21 protein-coding genes, 1 pseudogene and 1 riboswitch are annotated in these 24,821 nt (G+C 32.1%); of the genes and pseudogenes, 17 read left to right on the top strand and 5 right to left on the bottom strand.

Annotated elements, in window-relative coordinates; all coding sequences use genetic code 11:
- Nucleotides 1-75: 75 nt before the first annotated feature.
- From I6I93_RS02135 to gltX, 14 genes and pseudogenes are all read left to right on the top strand, one after another.
- The gene (locus I6I93_RS02135) at nt 76-1,440 is read left to right on the top strand and encodes an MATE family efflux transporter (RefSeq protein WP_112890257.1); all 1,365 of its coding nucleotides are present in this window, start codon (nt 76-78) and stop codon (nt 1,438-1,440) included.
- A gap of 237 nt (nt 1,441-1,677) precedes the next feature.
- Nucleotides 1,678-2,089: pseudogene (locus I6I93_RS02130) on the top strand (RNA polymerase sigma factor).
- Between the two features lie 417 nt (nt 2,090-2,506).
- The gene (locus tag I6I93_RS02125) at nt 2,507-2,674 is read left to right on the top strand and encodes a hypothetical protein (protein ID WP_000332792.1); all 168 of its coding nucleotides are present in this window, start codon (nt 2,507-2,509) and stop codon (nt 2,672-2,674) included.
- 98 nt (nt 2,675-2,772) lie between these two features.
- The gene (locus I6I93_RS02120; protein ID WP_112890256.1) at nt 2,773-4,491 is read left to right on the top strand and encodes a recombinase family protein; all 1,719 of its coding nucleotides are present in this window, start codon (nt 2,773-2,775) and stop codon (nt 4,489-4,491) included.
- Between the two features lie 46 nt (nt 4,492-4,537).
- Nucleotides 4,538-6,226, top strand: a complete 1,689-nt coding sequence (locus I6I93_RS02115; RefSeq protein WP_236587181.1) for a recombinase family protein — start codon at nt 4,538-4,540, stop codon at nt 6,224-6,226.
- Nucleotides 6,219-7,739 carry a recombinase family protein gene (locus I6I93_RS02110; protein WP_112890558.1) on the top strand — a complete coding sequence of 507 codons (1,521 nt, stop codon included), beginning with the start codon at nt 6,219-6,221 and terminating at the stop codon, nt 7,737-7,739. Before I6I93_RS02115 ends, I6I93_RS02110 begins: the two co-directional genes overlap by 8 nt.
- Nucleotides 7,740-7,928: 189 nt before the next feature.
- Nucleotides 7,929-8,732, top strand: coding sequence for a KilA-N domain-containing protein (locus I6I93_RS02105; protein WP_022620611.1), 804 nt, complete (start codon nt 7,929-7,931; stop codon nt 8,730-8,732).
- A gap of 96 nt (nt 8,733-8,828) precedes the next feature.
- Complete coding sequence (locus tag I6I93_RS02100) at nt 8,829-9,524, top strand: ATP-binding cassette domain-containing protein (protein ID WP_236587203.1); 696 nt, start codon at nt 8,829-8,831, stop codon at nt 9,522-9,524.
- Complete coding sequence (locus I6I93_RS02095) at nt 9,521-10,123, top strand: hypothetical protein (RefSeq protein WP_112890557.1); 603 nt, start codon at nt 9,521-9,523, stop codon at nt 10,121-10,123. Before I6I93_RS02100 ends, I6I93_RS02095 begins: the two co-directional genes overlap by 4 nt.
- On the top strand, nt 10,120-10,734 hold the full coding sequence (locus I6I93_RS02090) for an ABC-2 transporter permease (RefSeq protein WP_112890556.1): 615 nt from the start codon (nt 10,120-10,122) through the stop codon (nt 10,732-10,734). Before I6I93_RS02095 ends, I6I93_RS02090 begins: the two co-directional genes overlap by 4 nt.
- Nucleotides 10,731-11,369: an ABC-2 transporter permease gene (locus I6I93_RS02085; RefSeq protein WP_112890555.1), complete on the top strand. Its 639-nt coding sequence runs from the start codon at nt 10,731-10,733 to the stop codon at nt 11,367-11,369. Before I6I93_RS02090 ends, I6I93_RS02085 begins: the two co-directional genes overlap by 4 nt.
- Before the next feature lie 142 nt (nt 11,370-11,511).
- Nucleotides 11,512-12,837, top strand: coding sequence for an NCS2 family permease (locus I6I93_RS02080; RefSeq protein WP_112890554.1), 1,326 nt, complete (start codon nt 11,512-11,514; stop codon nt 12,835-12,837).
- Nucleotides 12,838-13,139: 302 nt separating this feature from the next.
- Nucleotides 13,140-14,702 carry an S-layer homology domain-containing protein gene (locus I6I93_RS02075; protein ID WP_112890553.1) on the top strand — a complete coding sequence of 521 codons (1,563 nt, stop codon included), beginning with the start codon at nt 13,140-13,142 and terminating at the stop codon, nt 14,700-14,702.
- Nucleotides 14,703-14,743: 41 nt separating this feature from the next.
- A complete protein-coding gene (gltX, locus tag I6I93_RS02070) occupies nt 14,744-16,219 on the top strand; it encodes a glutamate--tRNA ligase (protein WP_201621244.1) in 1,476 nt (491 codons plus the stop codon).
- Nucleotides 16,220-16,826: 607 nt separating this feature from the next.
- Here gltX and I6I93_RS02065 read toward each other — a convergent pair.
- The 5 genes from I6I93_RS02065 to I6I93_RS02050 form a co-directional block, all read right to left on the bottom strand.
- Nucleotides 16,827-17,837, bottom strand: a complete 1,011-nt coding sequence (locus I6I93_RS02065) for a polysaccharide deacetylase family protein (RefSeq protein ID WP_112890551.1) — start codon at nt 17,835-17,837, stop codon at nt 16,827-16,829.
- Between the two features lie 66 nt (nt 17,838-17,903).
- Nucleotides 17,904-18,521 carry a hypothetical protein gene (locus I6I93_RS09110; protein WP_236587202.1) on the bottom strand — a complete coding sequence of 206 codons (618 nt, stop codon included), beginning with the start codon at nt 18,519-18,521 and terminating at the stop codon, nt 17,904-17,906.
- Between the two features lie 46 nt (nt 18,522-18,567).
- A complete protein-coding gene (locus tag I6I93_RS02060) occupies nt 18,568-19,905 on the bottom strand; it encodes a YcdB/YcdC domain-containing protein (RefSeq protein WP_236587201.1) in 1,338 nt (445 codons plus the stop codon).
- Nucleotides 19,906-19,984: 79 nt separating this feature from the next.
- Complete coding sequence (locus I6I93_RS02055) at nt 19,985-20,194, bottom strand: DUF1858 domain-containing protein (RefSeq protein ID WP_070702177.1); 210 nt, start codon at nt 20,192-20,194, stop codon at nt 19,985-19,987.
- 33 nt (nt 20,195-20,227) lie between these two features.
- Complete coding sequence (locus I6I93_RS02050; RefSeq protein WP_112890550.1) at nt 20,228-21,130, bottom strand: hypothetical protein; 903 nt, start codon at nt 21,128-21,130, stop codon at nt 20,228-20,230.
- Nucleotides 21,131-21,216: 86 nt separating this feature from the next.
- On the opposite strand from I6I93_RS02050, the gene I6I93_RS02045 reads away from it, so the two are divergent.
- The 3 genes from I6I93_RS02045 (at nt 21,217) to I6I93_RS02035 (ending at nt 24,674) form a co-directional block, all read left to right on the top strand.
- Complete coding sequence (locus I6I93_RS02045; RefSeq protein WP_112890549.1) at nt 21,217-22,170, top strand: AEC family transporter; 954 nt, start codon at nt 21,217-21,219, stop codon at nt 22,168-22,170.
- 42 nt (nt 22,171-22,212) lie between these two features.
- Nucleotides 22,213-22,305: riboswitch (SAM riboswitch) on the top strand.
- Nucleotides 22,306-22,430: 125 nt separating this feature from the next.
- Nucleotides 22,431-23,603, top strand: coding sequence for a methionine adenosyltransferase (gene metK / locus I6I93_RS02040; protein WP_112889216.1), 1,173 nt, complete (start codon nt 22,431-22,433; stop codon nt 23,601-23,603).
- A 114-nt stretch (nt 23,604-23,717) separates the two neighbouring features.
- The gene (locus I6I93_RS02035) at nt 23,718-24,674 is read left to right on the top strand and encodes a hypothetical protein (RefSeq protein ID WP_112889214.1); all 957 of its coding nucleotides are present in this window, start codon (nt 23,718-23,720) and stop codon (nt 24,672-24,674) included.
- Nucleotides 24,675-24,821 lie beyond the last annotated feature (147 nt).

Here is a 24,821-nt window from a genome sequence, read left to right as displayed (position 1 = left end):
ATAGATCAATCTTAATTTTTGACGAACCTACAAGTGGTTTGGATTTTAAGAATATGAAAAAAGGAGGATGATTTTATGAAACAAGATATGAAAGAACAATTATTAAGCAAAAGACCTATAGACCTACTTTTTCAATTATCTATCCCTGCTGTAATAGGAATGATAGTAATAGGTCTTTATCCACTAATGGATGGAATTTTTGCAGGAAATATTATAGGACAAACTGCAATGACAGCTTGTGGTGTAGCTATGCCACTTACCTTTTTTAATAGTGGAGTATCTACACTTATTGGTGTAGGTTCAGCATCGGTTTTATCAAGAGCTATAGGAAAGGGCGACAAAAAAACAGTTGATAAAATTATGGGGAATTTAATATTTTGGGTTATTCTATTCTCATCAATTATTACAATAGGCGGAATTTTACTTGCACCACATTTTTTAGATATGGTTGGAGCAAGTGGAGAAATTAAAGAATATGGTATCAGATATTTACGAGTAATTTTTATTGGTTCTTTATTTGTAAACTTTACTCAATCAGCAAACATGGTTATGCGTGGAGAAGGATTAATGAAAAAAGCAATGCTCATTATGGGGCTAGGAGCTTTTTTAAACATAATTCTTGATCCCATTCTAATGAAATTAATGGGAAAATATGCAATTGAAGGGGCTGCACTTGCAACTATTACAGCACAATTTGTTCAAGCAATAATAACACTCCATTACTTCAAATATAAAAGTAAAGCAGTAAAAATAAATAAAATCAAACCTGATCAGGAAATAAAAAAAGAAATGTTTGGCGTAGGGTCATCTGCTATGATGATGCAAATTTTATTTATGATTCAACAAACAATGCTATATAAAATGTCATTTAAATATGGCGGAGATACAAATGCTATCTTGATGGCAGCAACACTTAGAATATATGCCTTTTCATTCATTCCACTTTGGGGAATGAGTCAAGGTTTACAACCTGTAGTTGGTACAAATTTTGGAGCGAAAAAATACGATAGAGTAAAAGAAGCTATGAAAGTATTTTCTATCGGAGGGTTAGTTCTTGCATCAATATTTTGGGTGCCAGCATTAGCATTTTCAAAGAATATTCTTTCTTTGTTTGGAGTAGAAGAAAGTATTATAACTCAAGGGATAGGGAACTTTAGACTATTTTATTCTATCTTTATCCTATATGGAGTAATGGTAATGACTATAACATTCTTCCAATCAATAGGAAACGCTAAAAAAGCTGGCATAATAGTCATGCTAAGGCAGTTATTTTTATTCATACCTGCCATGATTATTTTACCAATGATATTTGGAGTTAAAGCAGTATGGTTTGCAGAACCCCTTGTAGATTTAATTATGATAATAGTTGGTGTAGTAATGATGTTTGGGGAATTAAATAGGATGGATAAAATTAGTTTGAAAAATTCAAGTAATGAATAATAAGTGGGTTTATTTAAAAGAATGGAGGGAAATATGCAAATAAATATAATTAAAGTACATTTACCTTTTTTCTTTGGTTTACGCTATTTACAAGTTAGATAACTCAGTTAAAAAATTAAATACAATTACTATTAGAAAGAGTTTTTTTCATTCTAGAGGACTAACCATGCCCAAGAGCAGGAGTCCTCCTTTTTTTGTCTGAAAACATAAAGACAAAAAAGAATGGAGGAAACATAAATGACAAAAGAATATTACCTTTATGTCGGTGGGCAAAAAATCAAAGTAAGCGAGCAGATATACAAAGTCTACTGGCAAGAAAGAGAACATGAAAAATATTTAGAGCAGGTGGACAAGAAAAACCACTTGCTCTTTTTTTTCGTCCCTAAATCATGATGGGAATTTCGAAGATAATTTAGAGGATAAAAACGTTGATGTAGAAAAAGTTGTAGCTACACAAATGATGATTGAAGCACTAAAAAGTGCTTTGTCAAAGTTAAATAGGGATGAGCGGGAAATCATAGAAAGATTATATTTCAATGATGAAACACTTCGTGCAGTAGCGAAGACTCAAAATATCTCACATCCAACTTTAATTAAAAGACGAGATAAAATTTTAGAAAAACTAAAGAAATTTATAGAAGAACTATAAATTATGGTTACCAAAGAGGGCAAATTTTCCTTTATAAAGTGAAGGGGAATTTTGTCCTCTTTTATATAAAAAAAGAAATTAATAGAAATTTGAACCTTGACAACTGAATAGACCAAGACAGGACATTAACCATTTGTGGAGCTTTATAATTTCTTCGCCATAACTTTTCTGCTGATAAGGATTTCGGTTTAAATAAATACTCTAGTTTAAAAGAAGGATAAAAGAAAACGAGCGACAAAAAGAAATTATATATTCAACCTAGGAAATTGATGCATTGAAGCAAATGGGGATAATGATACTTCTACAGTTGTTGCCGGCTCATCTTGAAAAGGGGCGGTGGTGAAATTCCAATGTCGTGACCTACACGCCTGTTAATGTCAAAAAACTTAAAAATATTGAAGATAAGGAGAAGATATTATGTGTGATGAACATAATATAAATACAGAAATGAAAACAGATAAAAAAGATAAACAGATGATAAATCAAATTGATGGTTGGAATATAGAAGTTAAATTTAATGAAAATGGATTTAGCTTAGAAAATTTAGTAGAGGAATACATCAAAGAAAAATTTTCTGTCTATTAGGGGCTGACAGAAAATATAAGGAGCGTTATAATATTTTTGTGGAAGCCTAGCCTTGGTTCGATTTATTGTATGTAAATTGAATTAAAGGAGGCTTTTTTATGTTTAAAAACAATTTAGCAAAAGAAAATTTGGCAGTTATGTATTTAAGATTATCAAAAGAAGATGGCGAAAAAACAGAAAGTAACTCTATATCTAATCAAAGAGAAATTATAAACTCTTATGCAAGAAAAAATCAAATTACAATTGTCAAAGAGTATGTGGATGATGGGTATTCAGGTGCAAATTTTGATCGTCCCAATTTTAAAGAAATGATAAAGGCTGCCTATGATAGAAAGTTCAATACAATTATTGTAAAGGACTTATCAAGATTCGGAAGAGATTATATAGAAGCTGGAAAATATATTCAAAGAATATTTCCGGAAAACGGTATAAGATTTATATCAGTAAATGACAATTACGATAGTAAAAGTGCAGATATAAACGATACACACCTTATACTTCCTATAAAAAACTTCATCAATGACAGTTATTGCCGAGATATTTCCAATAAGGTAAAAAGCTCTCAAAAGATAAAAAGAGAAAAAGGAGACTTTATCAGTGCTTTTGCACCTTATGGATATAAAAAGTCTGAGGAGAATAAAAACAAGTTAGTGATTGATAAAGAGATATCAGATATTATCAAAAATATATTTGATATGAAACTCTTGGGATATTCCTCAAAGGCAATTGCAGATGAACTAAATCATTTAGGAGTTTTAACTCCAAGAAAATATAAAGAAAGTCAAGGATTTAAGTGTAATGGATTTCAAAATACAAAAGGTGGAACTTGGTCAGCAAAGACAGTAAATAGAATTATAGAAAATGAAGTATATATTGGAAATACTTTACAAGGAAAGAGTGTTACTTTAAGTTATAAAAATAAAAAGCAGATAGAAAAAGAGAAAGAAGAATGGATAAGAGTAGAAAATACCCATGAATCAATTATAAGTAAAGAAGTTTTTACTATTGCAAATACTATGTTAAAAAGAGATTTGAATAATTCTCGTGGAAAGGACAAAATTGATATTTTTACAGGAATGCTTTTTTGTAAAGAATGTGGAAGTTCTTTGATTAGAAGGACTGTAAAGTATAAAAAAAGAGAAGAGATATTCTATATCTGTTCAAAGTATAACAAGGAAAAATCTTGCACAAGACACAGCATAAAAGAAGAAACCTTGATAAAAGCAGTATCTAAAATAATGAAGTCCTACATTGAATTTAATGAAAATCTATATTCTAAAGTTCAGCGTATAGATATAAATAAAAATTTGAAAGACAATCAAATTCCTATACTAAAACGAGAAAAAGCAATGACAGAAGAACTCTTATCTTCCCTATACCTTGACCTGAAAGAAGATGTTATTAGTAAAGAAGAATATCAACTTTTTAGAAAAAACTATACAGAGAAACTGACTAAATTAGATGAAAGTATCGAGTATAGATTGAAAAAACAGGAATATACTAAGGAGAAGATTGACAAAAATAAGAGTTGGATCATCGACATTAACAAATATAAAAATTTATCGGAAATAGATAGATTGTCTGTTGTGATGCTCATTGATAAAATTTTTATTTCTGAAGATAAAACGATAGATGTTAGGTTTAATCATACCGAAGAATTGTCTTTACTTGAAGAAATGACAAAAATGGATAAGTCTGACATTAAATCTAACACCATAAAAAAGAAAAGTATCGATATAAGCAGGAAGTCAAAAACTATCCCCACTGTTATGAATAAAAGTCTTGTAAGTGCTGAAAGTGAGGTATGCTATGGCTAGAACAAAAAATAGGCATATATCACAATCAGAAACAGAAGTTGGAAAAGTGATTGAAAAAATATACATTGCCGGTATTTATGCTAGATTATCACAGGAAAGAAAGGAAGCTTACAGGGATAAAAGTAATTCACTTGAAATGCAGGAAGAACTTTGTATAAATGCTGCAAAAGAAAAAGATATAAAGATTTTAAGAGTATACAAGGACTATGAATATTCTGGAACAAATTTTAAAAGACCTGCATTTATTGAAATGATGGAAGATATCCGAACAGGTAGGATAAATTGTATCATAGTAAAAGATATGTCAAGGTTTGGTAGAGAGTATTTAGAAATCGCAAACTATATCGAAAAAGTATTTCCATTTTTGGGAGTTCGATTTATTTCCGTAAATGATAATTTGGATACTAAAGACGGTATAAAATCAGAACAGAGTTATGAAATAGCAGTAAAAAATATCTTCAATGATTTATACGCAAAAGATATTTCAAAGAAAATAAAAGCCTCCAAAGAAATAAAAATGAAACAAGGGTCTTTTATAGGAGCAATGGCTCCGTATGGCTATAAGGTTGATAAAATTGATGGAAAAAGAGTTCTGATGATGGACGAAAAGGCAGCAGATGTAGTAAGACTTATCTTTTATATGGCAAGTCAAGGTGAATCCAATATGCAAATAGCAAGAGAATTGACTAAAACATATACGACACCTGATGAATATAAAAGAACAGGTAAAATTTTTAAGGATAAAGAAGATACAAGACAATGGGATATTTCTTATATATCAAAAATGCTTTCTGATGAAGTATATATTGGGAATTTGATTCAAAGAGTTTACTCAAATAGACATGATCCAAGTAGGAAAAGTAAGTTTCGTGATAAAGAAGAGTGGATTATAACAGAGAACACCCACGAAGGTTTAATAGACAAAACTACATTTGAAAATATCAGAGAGATAAAGGAGAAAAAACAAAACTATCTACCTTACCATTCACTGAAAAACATAATAAAAGACGGAAAAGAAAATGTTGGAGTAAAAATTCAAAGAGATCATAAAAAAGAAGGAAAGTATGACGACCTCATACAATGCAGTGTTTGTGGTAGAAATTTGAAAAAACAATATGGACCACGAGGACTGAAATATCATGATGAGATTTGCTATTGCTATTATTGTAAAGGTGGAGACAGATTAAAATTAGAAAAATCTCATGTCAGAATATATGAAACAGACCTAGACAAAATTTTAGTAGATACCTTTAAAAGACTGTTTTCAAGCTTTTATAAAAAGGATAAAAGATTACGACTAAAAATATATTTAGAAAATATAAGTACTGAAAAGATAAATCAAGTTTCTCTAAAAACAGATGTAAATAATAAAAAGATTGCTTCTCTTAGGATCAATCTACAAGAACAATATGAAAACTATGTTAAAGGAGAGGTTCTTTTAAGTGATTTTAAAATAGAAAGTAAAAAAATAAATAATCAAATAAAAACCTTAAAAAATGAATTAAAAGTTTTTGCTGAAAGAATAAGAAATATAAAAAAGAAAAAAAGAGAAATTATAGAATTTATAGATGTACTATTTTGCTGCTTGGATGCTAAAAGCATAGAAGTTGATAAAGAATTGGTCGATACATTAATTAGTCATATAGAAATATCAGAGTATAAGCAGGTTACCATATATTTTAAGTTTAAACTTGATAAAGATGTGGGAAAGCAGTTGGAGGTAGAGCATGAATAAGATAGCTATATATTTAAGACTTTCTGAAGAAGATTATCACAAAGTGGATGAAAGTGAAAGTATAGCAAATCAAAGAGATTATATAAAAAGCTACATTGAAAATGAAACATCTTTAAAAAGTTGTGAAATAGAAGAATATGTAGATGATGGATATTCTGCTACTAATACAAATAGACCTTCCTTTTTAAGGCTTATTGAGGATATAAAGAGTGGTAAAGTGGGAACTATAATTGTAAAAGATATGTCTAGGTTTTCAAGAGATTATATTTTGCTTGGGGATTACTTAAGCAATATATTACCATTTCTAAAAATACGATTTATTGCTATTAATGACAACTATGATTCTTTAAAAGAACAAGGTAATGGCTTAGATACAGATACACAGTTTAAGACATTGTATTATGATTTATTCAGTAAGGAATTATCTGAAAAGGTAAGAGGTTCTATTAGGCAAATTAAATCGCAGGGGAAAAATATAAATTGGGCAGCACCTTTTGGATATATTAAAGATCCAAAAGATAAACATAGTATCATCATTGATGAAAAAACAGCTTTTATAGTTAAAGAAGCTTTTGATTTATTGCTAAAAGGATATTCGTGTATTCAAGTGGCTAATATATTTAATGAAAAAGGTTATATTACACGCTCTGAACGAAAAGAAGAACTGAAACTTTCTGATTATACTGGAAATTTAATTACCGGAAGTGAAGTAAAGAAAAGAGTTTGGACAAATGCAGCTATCTCACAGATTACAAGGAACGAACTATATACAGGAGATTATGTATATAATAAATTCAAAGAAACAAAAATAGGTGGAAGAAAAAGAATTTTACTTCCTGAAGAGGAGTGGAAAATACTTCCAAATACCCATAAAGCTATTATTTCCAGAGAAGTGTTTGATAAGGTTAAGAAAATAAAAGAAAAAAGAAGTTTTGGGGGATATACAGGAAATAAAAATCGTTCTATTTTTTCTGATAAGATTTTTTGTAAAGAATGTGGTAGACATATGAGTTTACGATGTGACAGTAGACAAAAGAAGAATTCTGATAAAATATACAAGTATAAGATTTATTATTGTAATTTATGTAAAGCTGAGAAAACACCAAACAATATCAAAGAGAAAGATATTATTGAACTTATAAAACCTAAATTAAAAGGTTTTAAGATTCAAAACACATTAAATAAAGAGAAAGTTATAGAACACAAGAATGTAAAAGAAGAGATTTTAAAGGAAATATCCATATTAAACAGCAATTTACAAATCATCTATGAAAACTATAAAAAGAAAAATATTTCGAAAGAGGAGTATCTAAAGGAAAAAACTTTTATCAAAGATAAAAAGATATTATTGGAGAGTAAGTTGGAAGAATTGAAGTCAGAGAAGATTGATTCAAGGAAAGAAATGGATATTACAGTCTTAGACGAAGAAAGTTTATTGAAGGCTTATTTAGACAATAAAATTGATAAGATAATTGTATCAAGAAGTGGAGAAATAGAAATTGTAGAAATATAGATGGATAGTATTAAAAGTAACTCATAATCTCGCCAACTTTAATTTTAATACGCCAAAATGTAAATAATGACGAGAAAATTTGCGGAAATAAATAGTACTGTTTACTATGAGTTGATAGGGTAAATATTTAGGAACAAACAAAAAAATGATATAATTATAGTTAAAATGAGATATTGTGAGGTGATTTTTGTGTCTAAAATAAATGTGGAAGGATCAGAAATTAGCATTATTGCCATAGATAATAGAGATTATATTTCTTTAACCGACATGGTTAGAAATGTTGAAAATGGTGTGGCACTGATAGAAAAATGGCTAAGGAATAAAAATACAATTGAATTTTTAGGAATATGGGAAGAAATGTATAATGCGAATTTTAATTCCACCGAATTCGAGGGAATTAAAAATGAAGCAGGTTTTAATCGTTTTATTTTATCGGTTAAACAATGGGTCAATAAGACGAATTCTATCGGAATTATTGCCAAAGCAGGAAGATATGGTGGAACATATGCACATAAAGACATAGCTTTTGAATTTGCGTCGTGGGTATCACCTTATTTTAAGCTCTATCTTATTAAAGAGTTTGAGCGCTTAAAAGAAGAAGAACAAAAACAATTAGGTTGGGATATCAAGAGGAATTTAGCTAAGATAAATTACAAAATTCATACAGATGCAATTAAGAATAATCTTGTCCCTGAAAAATTATCAAAGGAAAGAATAAACTATATCTATGCAAGTGAAGCAGATATATTAAATGTAGCTTTGTTTGGAATGACAGCAAAAGAATGGCGTGAAAGTAATCCGGAGTTAAAAGGAAATATGAGAGACTATGCTGATATATCACAATTAGTGTGTTTATCAAATCTTGAGAACTTAAATGCTGTTTTTATAAATGAGGGAATGGATGCAACTGAAAGGATAGAAAAATTAAATGCAATTGCTATTGAACAAATGAGGATTCTAACAGAAAGTGAACGTATAAAAAAGTTAAAATAAAAGTTTTGTATATAAATTAGGCGATAGAAATATCGTCTAATTTTATGTAACAATTGCTTGACATTGTAGGGCAAGACAACACTACTTAAGTGCATCTTGGACCTCTATAGGTATGATGGAGACATAAAAGTTTTTGGAGAAGAAATCCATAAGGAATCCTTTGAGAAAATTGGGGCAGTGATACCTGACTCCTTCTTCAACGATACTTTTAAGATCAAAGATGTTGTTGATATTTTAAAAGTTGCCTACAAAAATTTTGATGAAGATATGTTTTATGACTGCGCAGAAAAATTTAAGATGCCCAGGGACAAAAAGTTAAACGAACTCTCTACCGGTAACCTAATGAAGCTAAAAATTATTTCTGCCATTTGTCATGACCCAGACCTTTTGATCCTTGATGAGCCGACTTCTGGTCTCGACCCAGTTATTCGTGACGAGATTATAGGATTTTTGTTTGACTACATCAAGGATGGGGATAAGACAATTTTATTTTCGTCCCACATCTTGTCTGACATAGAAAAAATTGCCGACTATATAATTTATATCCACGAGGGAAGACTAATCTTATACGATGAAAAGGACTCTCTAATAGAAAAGTATGGAATTTTAAAAACTTCTGAGGAAAATTTAAAAAATTATGGAGACTTCATCTTAAAGACAAGAAAAAATAAATACTCAACAGAAGCCTTGATAAAAAATGTCCAAGTTTTTAAAGAATTTTATCCAAATGAAGTTGTGGACAGGGCAAATGTGGAGGACATAATGATATTCTTATCAAGAGGTGGACAATGAAAGCAGTATTAATAAATGAGTGGAAAATATTTAAGTATTATTTTTTAGCATCAATAGTAGGATTGGCATTAATACTCTTAATTTTTATTAATAATAGGGGAGGAGACAACAGACTTCTCAACTACTGCGTTGCCATTGTTTCTTATACATTAAGAGGTCAAATTGTCTTTGGAGATAAGTATAATGATATGGGTAATTTCTTAACAATACCAGTTTCTATTAATGACTATGCCCTTGGAAAAATCATGAGGAATATAATTGTTTATGTAATAACATCGACAGCATTTTTTTCTTTAGTAATTTTTAAAGAAAATATTACAATGGAAATTATAAAAAGATTTATATTTTATTTTTTAGCAATTGATTTTAGCTTAATGAGCATTTTCCATATATTTTTTTCAAAATATAAAAAATCTTATATTTTTATAATTTATACATTATTTGTTTTATTAGTTGGGATGCCATTGCTTAGATACACCAAGTATCTTTTGAATTACAAAATAATTTTTATAATTCTTTCCATAGCCTTACCAGTAATTTCAGTTTTTATGGATTATAAATTCTCATCAAAACTTTTAAAGGAGAATGAGATAATATGAAAGCAGTTTTATATAATGACTTTAAACTTGTAAAAAAGCTTGCCCTTCCACTTGTAATTGTTATTGGGGCAATTTTAGCTTTGAGTGTTGTGATTACAGGGGAAAAATCTGAACAATTTTTTTTGCAATGGGCCTTTATTATGGTCTTTAGTTTGAGGTCACAAGTTGTTTTTGGAGATAACTTCAAAGATTTTCAAAAGTTCATGACTATGCCAGCATCTATAAAAGATTATTCTCTTGCCAAGATTATAAAAAATCTAATAGTATTTATTATTACTAGTCTTGTATTTTTAATTGGGATGATTACCAGTTCTGATGGAGACAGACTTATTTTAAATATGTATGTCAACATCCTAATAGCCTTGGACTTTTTCGCCCTTAGCCTTAGTCACCTAATTTTTACAAAATACAAAAAAGGTTTAGTGTCATTACTATATGGTCTATTGATTGTTGGATTTGGTATAATTTTTGGCCTAATCTACATGACCAATTATGACATTTTAATTAACTACAGACCAATATTTATAGTAGGCTCAATAATAATTTGCATCTTGTCCTTTGGATTAGACTATAAATATTCTACAAAATACTTGAGAGAGGGGATAGGATGAAAATTCTTTTAAAAAATGATTTTAAAATTAGGAAAAAATTTATTATTGCTTATTTAATATTTATAATAATGATATTTTCCCTAAAGACTATTGGACTTATGTCAGAAGAATATAGGTTTTTCACAGACAAATCCTTCGTTCTAGTTTACCTATCAGCTATCCTAGTTCATTTCGTATTATATGTAATAAGTAGTGAAGGTATGATGATTGACAAGAGCAAACCATATTTTTTGTGTATGGGTGTATCGAGACGTGACATAATAAATGTAAAGTTCTTGAAGATTGCAATAATATTTATTATAGATGGGCTCTTAATGGCTTACATCTTACAAAATGTTAAATTGCGTGGGGAGGAATTTGAGTTTGGACTTTTTATTTCACTATTTATGATGGCCTATTACCTTATAAACATTCCCATCTATCTTTACTTTGGACAAAATAGTGGAGTGGGAACAATATTTACAAGCTCTCCTGCCTTGCTTCCATTTTTAGATAAACTTGGAAAGAATCCCTCAGGCTTTTTCCTGGGCATAATAAAAAAGACAAGTTCTCTTAAATTAACTTTATTCTTACTTGCCTTTGTAATGACAATTTATATAATCTCTCTAATAATAGGAGAGAGAAAAGATTATTAATAGAGAAAGACTTTTGAAGCCGCACTTCAAGAGTCTTTTTTTGATTTAAAAATTATTTTCACAGAAATAAATTCATCATCTTCCTGCCATTTATCTCACAATATGATAGAATTAAAAATGTATTTTAAATGAGGAGGAAAAAATGGAAACAAATTCAAGTTTTTTAGAAAAAACTTTTTCTCTCAATGAGAGGAAGACTAATGCCAAGACAGAATTTTTGGCAGGACTTACAACTTTTATGACAATGTCATATATACTTGTTGTAAATCCAAATATGTTATCTGAAACTGGAATGGACAAGGGTGGAGTTTTCACTGCGACCATAGTTGCTTCAATCATTGCAATGATCTTTATGGGATTTTTTGCAAACTTGCCCTTCGCACTTTCAGCAGGGATGGGACTTAATGCTTTCTTCACTTACACAGTTGTCCTAAGCATGGGTCACGACTGGTCCTACGCCCTAACGGCAGTATTCTTGGAAGGTATTGTATTTATAGTGATGAGCTTCTTCAATATTCGTGAAGCAATATTTACTTCAATACCAATGTCACTTAAGAATGCAGTATCAGTTGGTATTGGACTTTTTATTACCCTAGTGGGACTTATCTCAGCAGGAGTTATTGTTGATAACGATGCAACTCTTATTGCTCTTGGAGATATTGCATCAAGACCATCTCTTGTTTTTATAGTATCACTTATGGTGATGGCACTTTTAACAGCAAAAAATGTCAAGGGAGCACTTTTATATGGAATTATAACTGGAACTGTACTTGCCCTTATCTTGGGAGTTAGCCACTTACCTGGAGGAATGTTATTTTCACTTCCACCATCACTTGAGCCAGTTGCCTTTAAGCTTCACTGGGGAGACATCTTCACACTTGATATGTTCTCTGTAATGTTTACATTCTTATTCGTAGACTTATTTGACACAGTGGGAACTCTTACTGGAGTTGCAACTAAGGCAGACCTAATTGATGAAGATGGAAACCTACCAGGAGTTGGACGTGCACTTTTAGCTGATGCAGTTGGTACAGTTATTGGTGCCCTTTTAGGAACATCTACTGTTACAACTTTTGTTGAATCTGCATCAGGTGTTGCTGATGGAGGAAGAACTGGACTTACAACTTTATCTTGTGCCTTCTTCTTCTTTATATCATTATTTTTATTCCCGATTTTTTCAATTGTGCCAGCACAAGCGACATCAGCTGCCCTTGTAATGGTAGGACTTTTTATGATTAGTCCAATTAATCAAATAAAATTAGATGACTATACAGAATCAGTTCCAGCCTTTTTGACAATGGTGACAATGCCCTTTGCTTATTCAATTGCAGAAGGTATTTCTGTGGGAATGATCTCTTATGTAATCTTAAAAGTTACAACAGGACGTGGAAAAGAAGTTTCACCTGTTATGTATTTATTGGCCCTTATCTTTACACTAAGATACCTAAGACCAATTTTACCTTTATAAGAAATAAGAATTTTTTAGGACTTCAAAAATTATTTTGAGGTCCTATTTTTTTATGAGTTAACAGTGAGTTTATAAGTGGTAATTTTTTATGAGTTGATAATATTTTTGTAGGTGAGATTTTTTTATGAGTTTATAATAAATTCACGAGTAACAATTTTGTATAAACTTGTAATTATTTGTGAAGTCATAAATTTTTGTGAAGTGTTATTTTCTTGTAAGGTCAGAATTATTTATAAAGTCTCATTTATTGAATTGTTGGGGACCCTTTAGTATAATTGTAAGTATATTAAGGGGGCGTTTTTATGAAAAAAATGTTTTTATACATAGTAATGGCTCTTACTCTTTTTGTAAATGTTTTTGCTGCTGAAGACATCCAAGTTGTTCTAGAACAACCAGGTCTTTCACAGGCGAAGAGTGGAGACAGTCTAAAGTATAATTTAATTGTAAATTTGCCAAAAGACTACAAGGAGAAGTATTCATCTTTTTCTGTAACTCTTTTATTTGATAAGGCACTTGATGTAAAGGGAACAAAATTAATTGATGAGAAGGAAGTGGCTGGCAAGCTTGATATTAGGGAAACTTCCATTAAGGGAAAGGACCAAAACATTGTCACTATTAATGCCAATGACCTTTCTGTAATCAAGGGAGACAAGTTAAATCTAGAGATCAACACTAGGGTGAAAAGTGATGTTGGTTCAAGTTCCAACTTAAAAAACTCCTTTGTCCTTTCTTATGTTGACAGGGAAGGGGACACTAAAAGTGACCAAAAAAATCTTGAATCATCAACAAAAACTCAAAATGGTGTTTTGACTATCAAGGACGTTTACGATGGATCAAGTGAGATTGAAGGAACAACAGAAAAAAATGCTGATTTGAGACTTGCCATTGATAAGAAACTTGTGGCAACTACAAAGGCCGATGCCAAGGGAAACTTTATCTTTGAAGGCCTAGACCTAAAAGAAGGATCATACCTAAGGATAGCTGCGACTACTAAAGACAAGGAAGCCAGCCTGGACTATATGGTAAAGGCCAAGGTGGAATCCAAGAAGTCAGCAGAACTTGTAAATGAAAACAACGACGAGTTAGAAACTTACAGCACAATAAAAACTCTTGAGAAATTAACTGACTATGTGGACTTTGGAAAAAATCTTTCCACTGCCAAGGCAGGAATTCAAAATGAAAGAAGACTTCGTGCAGCAATTGCGTCAGCTGAATATATTGTTGTAAAGAGCGAAGTTTCAACTGATGAAATTAATAAGTCTCTTGAAGAACTTCAAAAGTCCATAGAGCTTGTTAGACTACCATACATGGCAGGTATATCTGAGGATAAATTCGCTCCTAATGAAAAAATAACTAGGGCAGAGGCTGCTTCAGTTTTAAAGAGATTAATTGACGACAAGGCCAAGTCCAATGGAGATACTAAGTTTAGTGACCTTAAAGAAGGCCAATGGTTCTATGACAATATTGTCTTCATAGAAAAAGAGGGCCTAATCTCAGGTTATGAAGATGGAACTTTTAGACCAAAGGAGCCAATGACTAGGGCACAATTTGCCAGCATGATGGCAAATTATTTAAAATTAAATGTGGGCAACAATCCAATTGACTTTAAAGACGTAAAAGAAAACTATTGGGCAAGTGATGCCATAAATACCCTATCAAGTCATGGAATTATGGTTGGAAAATCAAAAAATGAATTTAAGCCAAATGACAAGATAACAAGGGCAGAAGCTGCCACAATATTTAATAAAGTTTTAGATAGGAAGATCAACAAGTCTTTCTTGGATAAGTATTCAAAGAACCCATTTAAGGACCTAAAGAGGAACCACTGGGCTTATTATCAAGTTATAGAAATTACAGCAAAGTGAATAGAAAAATAAATAGAAAAGTAAATAGAAAGGAAGAAATAATGTCAGATATTAAATTAAGATTTGCACCATCACCAACAGGTTACCTTCACATTGGAGGTTTGAGAACAGCTCTTTACAACTACCTATTTGCAAAGAAAAATGGCGGCAAATTTGTTTTGAGAATAGAAGATACAGATAGGACAAGATATGTGGAAGGTGCCATAGAAAACCTAATTGAATCCCTTGAATGGGCAGGCATCTCTCATGACGAAGGTGTTGTTGTAAGGGATGGCAAGCTAACAGAAGTTGGCGATTGTGGACCTTACATCCAATCAGAAAGATTAGACATCTACAAAAAATATGTTGATCAACTAATTGAAGAAGGACACGCTTACTACTGTTTCTGCTCCAAGGAAAGATTAGACAATCTTAGAGAAGAACAAAGAATTAAGGGTAAGGTTCCAAAGTATGATGGACTTTGCCGTGGGATTCCTCTAGAAGAAGCTAAAAAGAGAGTTGCAGCAGGAGAAGATTATGTTGTAAGACTTAAACTTCCAAAGAACAAGGACATCACTTTTAACGATGCAGTTCGTGGAAAAGTTACAATAAACACTGATGAAATAGACGACCAAGTATTAATGAAGTCAGATGGTTTCCCAACTTATCACATGGCTGTAATTGTTGACGACCACCTAATGGGAATCACTCACATAGTTAGAGGAGAAGAATGGCTTCCTTCAACTCCAAAGCACGTTTACCTTTACGAATGTCTTGGCTGGGAAGCGCCAGAATTTGTTCACCTTCCAACAGTTTTAAATAAGGACAGAAAAAAACTTTCTAAGAGACAAGGAGATGTTTCTGTAGAAGACTTTAAGAAGAGGGGCTACCTTCCAGAAGGTATTGTAAATTATCTTGCACTTGTTGGCTGGTCTCCAGAAGATGGAGAAGAAATCATGTCACTAGACGAGTTAGTAGAAAAATTCTCCTTTGACAGGGTAGGAAAGTCTGGAGGAATCTTTGACACAGACAAGTTAAATTGGGTTAACTCTCACTACATGAAGTCCTATGACTTAGAAAAACTTTCAGAACTTGCTATCCCATTTGTAACTGAATCAGGCCTACTAAGCAAAGAAGAAATTAGGGATAACTTTGAATGGTACAAGATCTTAATAGACACAGTTAGAGAAGCTTGTGACAAGTTAGAAGATATTCCAGAACACATTAAGTTCCTATTTGGCGACATTGAAATCACAGAAGATGCCGCAAAAGAAGAGCTTGCACAAGAACACGTGCCAGGACTTCTTGATTCCTTTATAAAAATTGTAAAATCCCACGATGAAATTGATATGGAAACTGCCAAGGGACTTATGAAGGAAGTGCAAAAAGACTCTGGAGTAAAGGGCAAGAAACTTTACATGCCAGTTAGGGCTGCAATCTCTGGAAATGTTCACGGACCAGAAATGCAAAATATCCTTTACCTTTTAGGCAAGGACAAGCTTATTGAAAGAGCAGAAAAAATTAAAAATTCACTTTAATAAAAAGAATGGGACTAGTCATAGAGATTAGTCCTTTTTTTAGATTGAGACCAAAATCTTTTAAGAAAATAATTTTTTATTTTTTAAATTGTAGATAATTTTTAACTCAATAAACTAATAATATTATTATAAGTATTTTTTAGGTGGGGATATAGTTGACGAGAAATATAAAAAAATTTTTACAGGTAATCCTATGGCAGTATCCTAAAAGATCTAATATAATTTATAGGTTTTTAATTCATGCCTTTATAATATTTTTAAGCTTGTGTTGTGCTTATATTTTTATTGATAATATAAGTATTACTTTTATTAAAGTTTGTCTTATTATCTATACTTATCTTAATTTTTTATCTTATCTACCTAGTCTACTTATTGTTGGAAGTCTAGATGAGAAAAGTGGAAATTATTTATTTATTGCCTTTATATTATTTTCTTATATACTGGCCTTTGTCAGCCTATTTATTTTAATTTACTTAATAAAAAAGGACTTGGCTTAATTTAAAAATTAATAATATTGCTTTAATTAATAAGAATTTAGGCAAATAAAAAGAGGACTGAAAATAAAAACAGTCCTCTAATTTTTTATAAACTTGTTAAAAATTTGAAATTATTTTAAAATTCCAAATTCATAGTCTCTGTCCCTAAAGTACTTTATAACTTCTGATAGGGAATCAGCTGTTAGCTGTTTGTTTCTTGCGTCGTGGGCAAGGACAACGGCAATTTTTGTGTTCTTATTTTTATTTAAGCTCCTGTCAAGATATTCGATTTGACCTGCAGTCGTTGTTGGTCTAACAGATTTTTTCTCTGCATCGCCAACTAGGCAGTTCCAGTCAATCCAATTTATGTCTCTTGATTCTAAGAAAGAGTTTGATGCAGGAGTATTCTTCCAAGACATCTCGCCACCTGGATACCTAAAGACCTTGGAATGAAAGTCATCGCCTAAGATATTTTGAAGTCTTTCATTAGTCTTTTCTATTTCTCCATAGACTCTTTCTGGACTTACGACTCTTCCTGGATATAGGTAGTCGTAGTCGTGAGAGAAGGAGTGAGTTGCAATGGCATTGCCATTTGCAAGAATTTCTCTAACCCTATCTGCAGTCTTATCTCCAATTGATTTACCAACTAAGAAGAAGGTTGCACGAGCATTCTCTCTCTTTAAGGTGTCCAAAACTTGTGGAGTGATTTCATTGTTTGGTCCATCATCAAAGGTCAAGAATACAATTTTCTTTTCACCCTTGTAGTTTTGGTGGACAGTGTAGTCACGAATTTTTTTGGCATCATAGGCATACTTATCAACCCTTTTTAAGTGGTTGGATCCCTTGACAATAAACTCATCTTCCATTTTATTAAGCTTATCCAAGGCCACATTTGAAATGTATTCTTTTTCATAAAATATTGGTCTTGGTCTGTCCTTATAAATTTCATTTGTGTAGTACCACATAAGGGCAGGTGAAACTTCTTTGTTTTTTGAATTTTTAATACCAGAGAAAATTTTTGAGAAAATAAGTATAAGTATTAGTGCAAAAATCGAAATAGAAATAATTTGCCTAATTCTCTTTTTTCTTCTGGCCTTTTGTCGTCTTAATCTTTTTCTTCTTTCATAACTTGTTTGGGTCATAAAAAAACCTCCCATTGATAAATATACATCAGTGGGAGGTAAGAAGCAATTACAAAAGAATTACAATTACTTTATTGAGTTATAGATTAGGTATAGGATTTCTTCAAGGGTCATTTCCTTGTCTGGGTCTATGTCCCCATCAATATATCCAAAGCCTTTTGCGATAATATAATAAGATTCATAGTCGCCTAGGGATTTTTGATTTTTATATAAATCTTCCTTAAAGATTCCCTTGGCCTTAGTAAATCTTTCAAGATTATTTTTTGTCACGAGGGTCTTAACAACATCCTTTTCTAAAATATTTTTGTCTTTTAGCTTTTCTAGGTCTAGGCCAAAAGAATCCATGTAGGAAGAGTTCATTCCACTTGACCCATTTAAGAGCTTGACAAAGTCTTGGTAAGTTATTTTGTCAGAAAGATTTCTTCCAATTAAACCAATTTCCATATCTTTTAAGAAGAGGATGGCATCCTTATTCCTTGCCTTATCAAGGTCAGGATAGGATATTTGTTCCTTGAAGTTAATAATCTCTCCATTATAGTCTCTTAAGATTTCATCTTGGCCAATGACTGGGTCAAAGTCTTTGATGTTTCCGTAGAAAAGTTTAGGTCCCTTGTCAGTTATCACATACTTTAGACCAAAGTTTTTAGAGGATAAGAAAATCTTGTTGGCTTCTTCTTGGGTCAAGTTATTGTCACTAGCTTTTGAAAAATCTACTTTCGTAAAAGTTCTTTCATAAGATGAAATTTTTTTTATCTTGGTCTACAAAAATTTTAACACCTTCTTTTAGAACAGGGAGTTTATTTACATATCTTGGTATAGTAACAGAAGTTCCCATCTTAGATGAGTCTATAGAAACTTTATCTAAGTTAAGCTCAGACTTATCTCCATACTTTTCTAGGAAGTCTAGGGCAAGTTTTTTTGCGTCTTCTTCTTTTACTTTATTATTGTAAACTTTTCTGTCAGTCCAAAGGTCTAGGGAAACAAGATTTAAGTTCTTGGCATTAAGTGTGATATGACCATAATTTTTATCTTTTTCTAGATTAATATTGTAGTAATAATTTTCCTTGTCAGAGTTCAGGGAGATTGAAGTAACTTGGTAACCATCGCCAGCAATTTCATAGGCTCTTTTCTTGGCTTGGGACTTTTTCTTTAAGTCCTTTAGGTCTTCAATCTTTTTAACCTCCACATCAGTTAAACTTATAACGTCAGCAGCTTTATCCATCTCATAGGGCATAAATCCTAAATTATTATTTTTTACGAGCTTCCCATCTTCTGCATCTATATCAAAAATTTCTGAATGGTAGACCTTGGACACAGACTTGCCGCTATTAGAAATCTTGTAGGATAGCCTAAGTGGGAACTTTTCTGCAAATATTTTTTCCGCATCCTCTTGACTTAACTTGGCCTTGTCTGTAAAGTCCTTATCACTTAAGAAGGATGTGGCAGGTCCAAAGTCGGAGTTGATTCCCATATCTCTTATTTCCTTAGAAGTTAGGGAAATATTTACATAAAGTGAATATGATGCAAGAGGTATTCCCTTAACGAGTCTCTCATAAAATAAACTTAATTCTTTTCCATCATCTAGGAGAGAGAAATCCTTTAATTTATATTTTTTGTCAAAGTCTGGAATAAGTTTTGCCAGCTTTTCTTCTACAATTTTTTGTGCCTGGTCTTTTGAAATTTTTTCAGAATTTTTATTGTCATATTGATCCTTGCTCCACTTTGAATAAGAGTAGAAGTCGCCATCACTTGTGTAGGTAACTTGTAAATTTCCTAAATTTTCATCAGACCATTGGTAGGAGTCAAGACTTTTATTTTTTGCTTTTTTATTTAAATAATAAGTAGATACTTTTTCAGAATTTATTGGTTCCTTAATCAAATTAAAATCTTCATAGGCTTCTGTGATATTAAATACTTCTTTAATTTCTTCAACCTTTTCTTTTTCTTTCTTTGTTATGTCAACAGACACTGTCTCATCTGTTGGATTGTAGTTGGTCTTTTCAACTGAAGCCACAACTGGTCCAACGAGTAGGGCTAGAGATAGGGCATAAATTAATTTCTTTTTCATAATTATCTCCTTATTAAATCATTAAAGTATTTATGTAAAAAAAGAAGAGGCCTCTGCCTCTTCAAATTTAAGCTTTAGATTAAGCTTCCGCTTCTTCTTTCTTATCTTCATTAAGAGCAGCTACAAGCGTATTTGGATCTATACCGTGAACCATTGCTGCTTCTTCAAGAGTTTCCATTTGAGAAGATGGGCACATGATGCAACCCATTCCAAAACTCATTAGTGTACCAATTGATTCAGGTTTTTCTGAAAGAATTTGTCCGATTAACATATCTTTTTTAATTTCCATCTATTAACACCTCCCTAGTTTATATACCCAAAATTATTTATATTTAAAAGATGAGTACTTAACAAAATGATCTTTACTTTTTGCTCCCATGCTGATTTCAAATTCGTCTGTGGAGTCAAAGCCCTTTGATGTTAAAGTTTTTGCAACTTCAAATTCTTTTTCATAAGGGAAGACTTCAGACTTATCTCCTTGGTCAATTTTTATATAAGGAGTGTAAGTGAGTTTGCCGTTATACTTAGCAGAAGTTGGTAGAACTTCAACAATATTTTCTGACTTAACATAAGTTGACTCACTACTTAACTTACCTTCTTCAGCTGTTGCAAGTACTTCGTTTTTAATATTAGCAAGAAATTTGGAAATGTCAAGAAGAGGGTTCTTCAAGATGTCCAGTTCTTTTTCTTCGTAGTCAGTTGCATAGTCAACAATTTTTACATCTACTTGGTTATTTACAAGAGAACGACCAGGTATTGCCTTTGAATCAATTAAAACAGAATTATTTTTTTCGTCAAAGTCAACATCGAATCCAATTGTCTTTCCAAGTTGTCTCAATTGGAAATAATTGTAGCCGTCAATTGTGTAAACCTTAAAGGAATGTCTCACACCATCCACAAAAACCCTGTGGTTTGATTTTTTTACTTCGTTCTTACTGTCCTTTAGGGGAGCTAAATCTTCTTCAGTCTTCTTGTAGTCAGACTTGCTGTTAATCATAACAGCTTCTCTGTCGCTGTCGTAGGAAACATTAAACTCGGCATCAAGTCCATCAAGAAGAGCTGCAATGTCTCTTAACTTGAAGTAGTTGTTGTCTTCGATGTTGTAACCCTTAACGCCAGTGTCTTTTCCATCAACATAAACGCTTTGGCTAGAAACTTTTGCTCCAGCAAAAACATTTGTAATTAAAACAAGGGACGTAAGTCCAATAGAAATTATTTTTTTCATAACATGACCTCCTAGGTCTATTGTATTTTAAAAGATTGCCCTCGACAAGCCTAAATATTTACCCTATAATTTAATGAGGTGATTTTATGAGTAACTTACTTATGGGTTTTAATATTGTATCGCCCGTATTTATAGTTTTGCTACTGGGATACTTTGCAAAACAAAAAGGATACATAGACGACAACTTTGTAGACAGGGGAACCTGGCTTGTTTTTTATATGGCCCTGCCCTTTAAATTATTTTACGACATAAAGAATGCGAGGATTGAGTCCCTCCATCCAAAATATGTTGCCTACATATTATTAGGGATTATCTTTGTAATTTTTCTTGCTCTTGTAATTGGTAAATCTTTTAGGATTAAAGACAGGAAAAAATTATCTTCCTTTGTCCACTGTGCCTACAGGTCAAACTTTGTTTATGTTGGATTTCCAATTTTAGATATTATTTACAATGGAGCTCCATCAATGGAACACATGATAGTAATAATTGCTTTTGGACTAACTCTTTACAATATTTCTGCAATTGTCCTCTTGACCTACTATTCTGAGTCAGAAGACAAGTCAATTTCTATTTCCAATATACTTATAAAGATTATTAAGAACCCAATGATTGCTGGAGTAGTCTTTGGTGCGATTTTTAATTTTTTACACATTCCAGTCTATCAAGGAATAGACAAGGCAATAGAAATGGTGGCGAAGATTTCAACGCCAATGTCACTGATTTTAATTGGAGCCAGCCTCAACTTTGAGTCATCAAAGAGTGACTTCAAGCTTATGTTTACATCAGCTTTTATAAAAACAGTTTTAGCTCCATTAATCCTAGTACCTATTGGAGTTAAGCTTGGCTTTACTAATATGGAACTAGGCATTGCCTATGTATTTTGGGCAACTCCATGTGCAGCCAACTGTTTTATATTTACAAAGCAGATGAATTCTGATTATGAGTTTGCATCAAAGGTAATAACCTTAAGCTTTATTATGAGTATTATTACCTATCCTTTGGGAATATCCCTAATGAACTATTTTAATTTGTTGCACTAAGAATTTTTAAGTGCTATAATCAAGCTACAAAATATAAATAATACCTTATTGAGAGTGGTGGAGTGAATGGGCACTGTGAAACCCGGCAACCTAGTTGGTGCTAAATCCCACAGATTTTTATCTGGAAGATGAGGTTTAATGGTCCTCACTTTTGCGTGGGGATTTTTTTATGGATTAAAATTTAAAAGACTTTATAAATTTGACTAAATAAAAAGATTCATACATTAAATCAAGGTATTTAAAATGGAGGAAAGAATAAAATGAAAAAATGGCAATTTAGTTCAGAGTCCGTAACAGAAGGACATCCTGACAAAGTTTGCGACCAAATATCTGATGCCATCTTAGATAAGATTTTGGCAGAAGATAAAAATGCAAGAGTAGCCTGTGAAACTATGGCATCCACAGGCATGATAGTTATAACTGGAGAAATCTCAACAGAAACTTATGTAGATTTTGAAAAAACTGCAAGAGAAGTCCTAGAAGATATTGGATATAACAGGGCCAAATTTGGCTTTGATGGAAACACTTGTGCAGTCCTATCTGCAATCAAGGAACAATCCTCTGACATAGCAATGGGTGTTGACAGGTTTAAGGAAGAAGGAGTAGATGAACTTGACTCCTTTGGAGCAGGAGACCAAGGGATTATGTTTGGATTTGCCTGCAACGAAACAGAAGAGCTAATGCCACTTCCAATTTCTCTTGCCCACAAGTTATCAAGAAGATTAACTGAAGTGAGAAAAAATGGTACACTTGACTACCTAAGACCAGATGGCAAGACTCAAGTTACAGTTGAATATGAAGAAGATAAACCAGTAAGACTTAAAAATGTTGTAGTTTCATCTCAACATGCTCCAGAAATTTCTATGGAACAAATTAGGGAAGATATAATAAGAGAAGTTGTAGAAAAGGTTGTTCCAAAAGAATTTATAGACAAGGACACAGAATTTTTCATCAACCCAACTGGCAGATTTGTTATTGGTGGACCAATGGCCGATGCGGGACTTACTGGTAGAAAAATAATAGTTGATACCTACGGCGGCTTTGGAAGACACGGCGGTGGAGCTTTCTCAGGTAAAGATCCAACAAAGGTTGACAGATCAGGTGCCTACTATGCAAGATACATTGCAAAGAACCTAGTGGCAGCAGGACTAGCAGAAAAAGTTGAAATTGGACTTGCCTATGCAATTGGTATTGCAAGACCAACTTCAGTTTATGTAGAAACTTTTGGCACTGGCAAATTATCTGACGAAGAAATCGAAAAGATTATTATGGAAAACTTCGATATGAGACCAGCTGCAATAATTCGTGACCTTGACCTATTGAGACCAATTTACAGACAAACTGCATCCTATGGTCACTTTGGTAGAAATGACCTAGACCTTCCTTGGGAAAAGACTGATAGGGTAGAAGACCTAAAGAAATATCTCAAATAAGACTGCGTTAAAAATTAAATTTAGGGTAAGATAAGAATAGCGGTTAAAAAAGACTAACTTAGTATGCTATAATTAAAGAGTAAATTTATTTTTAGAGTCGAGAAGAGGATGGTTATGAAGAAAACTTTTAATTATTTTAGAGCAAACCCATGTGGAAATATAACAGGATTTGTTGTAGCTCCTGTATATCCAGGATATAGAAAAGCTTACACAGACTGTATCATGGAACAAATAGATAAGGATGTAGAGCAAGTTGGATTTATTTCTCCAGCATATGAAGGTGCACCACTTAGGATGGATATGATGGGTGGAGAGTTTTGTGCCAACGCAACAAGAGCTTACGGACTTTACTCTGCAAGCTTCTATGACACAGATGGACTTGTTGATATAGAAGTCTATGTAAGTGGTCACGAAGGAACTACTGATGTTATTGCAGATGTTAAAAATCAAAAGGCTTATGTAGCTTTAGATGCTCCTATTGGCAGAGAAAAGCTAACAATAGATGGCAAAGACTGTACTCTTATTAAGCTTCCTGGCATTAGCCATCTAGTTGTTGAGGAAGAAGAAGATAAAGAATTTGTAGATAAGGCTCTTGAGGTCCTTAAAAAAGACCACAAGGACGAAGCCTATGGAGTTCTTTTCTTTAACAAGGAAAAACTAGAAATGATTCCTTACGTTTATGTAGAAGGTTCTGAAACTTTATTTAGAGAAGGTTCTTGTGGATCAGGAACTATTGCAGTAGTAAACTATCTTGAAGATGACATTGCAAAGCTTGATGAAGATTATAAGATTTCTATTAAGAATCCAGCAGGAGAACTTGAAGTTTTTGTTTATGAATTTGAAGACGGCAAGAAATTCTGTGTAGGTGGCAAGGTTGAACTTTCTGAAGTGGAAAAGAAATCTATAGAGATTCCACAAGACGTTGCCCTAGCAGTTATAGCTGAGCACGATAAGATTGTGGAAGAACACAAGAAGAAAATGGCAGAAGAAGAAAGTGAAAAGTCAGTTGATGAAAGTGACTTAACTGATGAAGAACTTAAAATAATGAGAGAAAAATTTGGATTTGATTAATCCACAAGAGGAGGGGAAGACCCCTCTTTTTTTATGTAAACTTTTAACAAAAAACCAAAATTATTTTGAATTTGAAAATAAAAAGAAGTTTGAAATTAAGATGAAGTTAATAAAAATTTGAAAACAATTAAAAGTTTATGTGTATAA

Source organism: Peptoniphilus harei (assembly GCF_016726485.1).
In the GTDB taxonomy this organism is placed as follows: Bacteria; Bacillota; Clostridia; order Tissierellales; family Peptoniphilaceae; genus Peptoniphilus_A; species Peptoniphilus_A harei.
The sequence above is the reverse complement of the archived record's forward strand: the minus strand, read 5'-3'. Positions and strand labels throughout refer to the sequence as shown.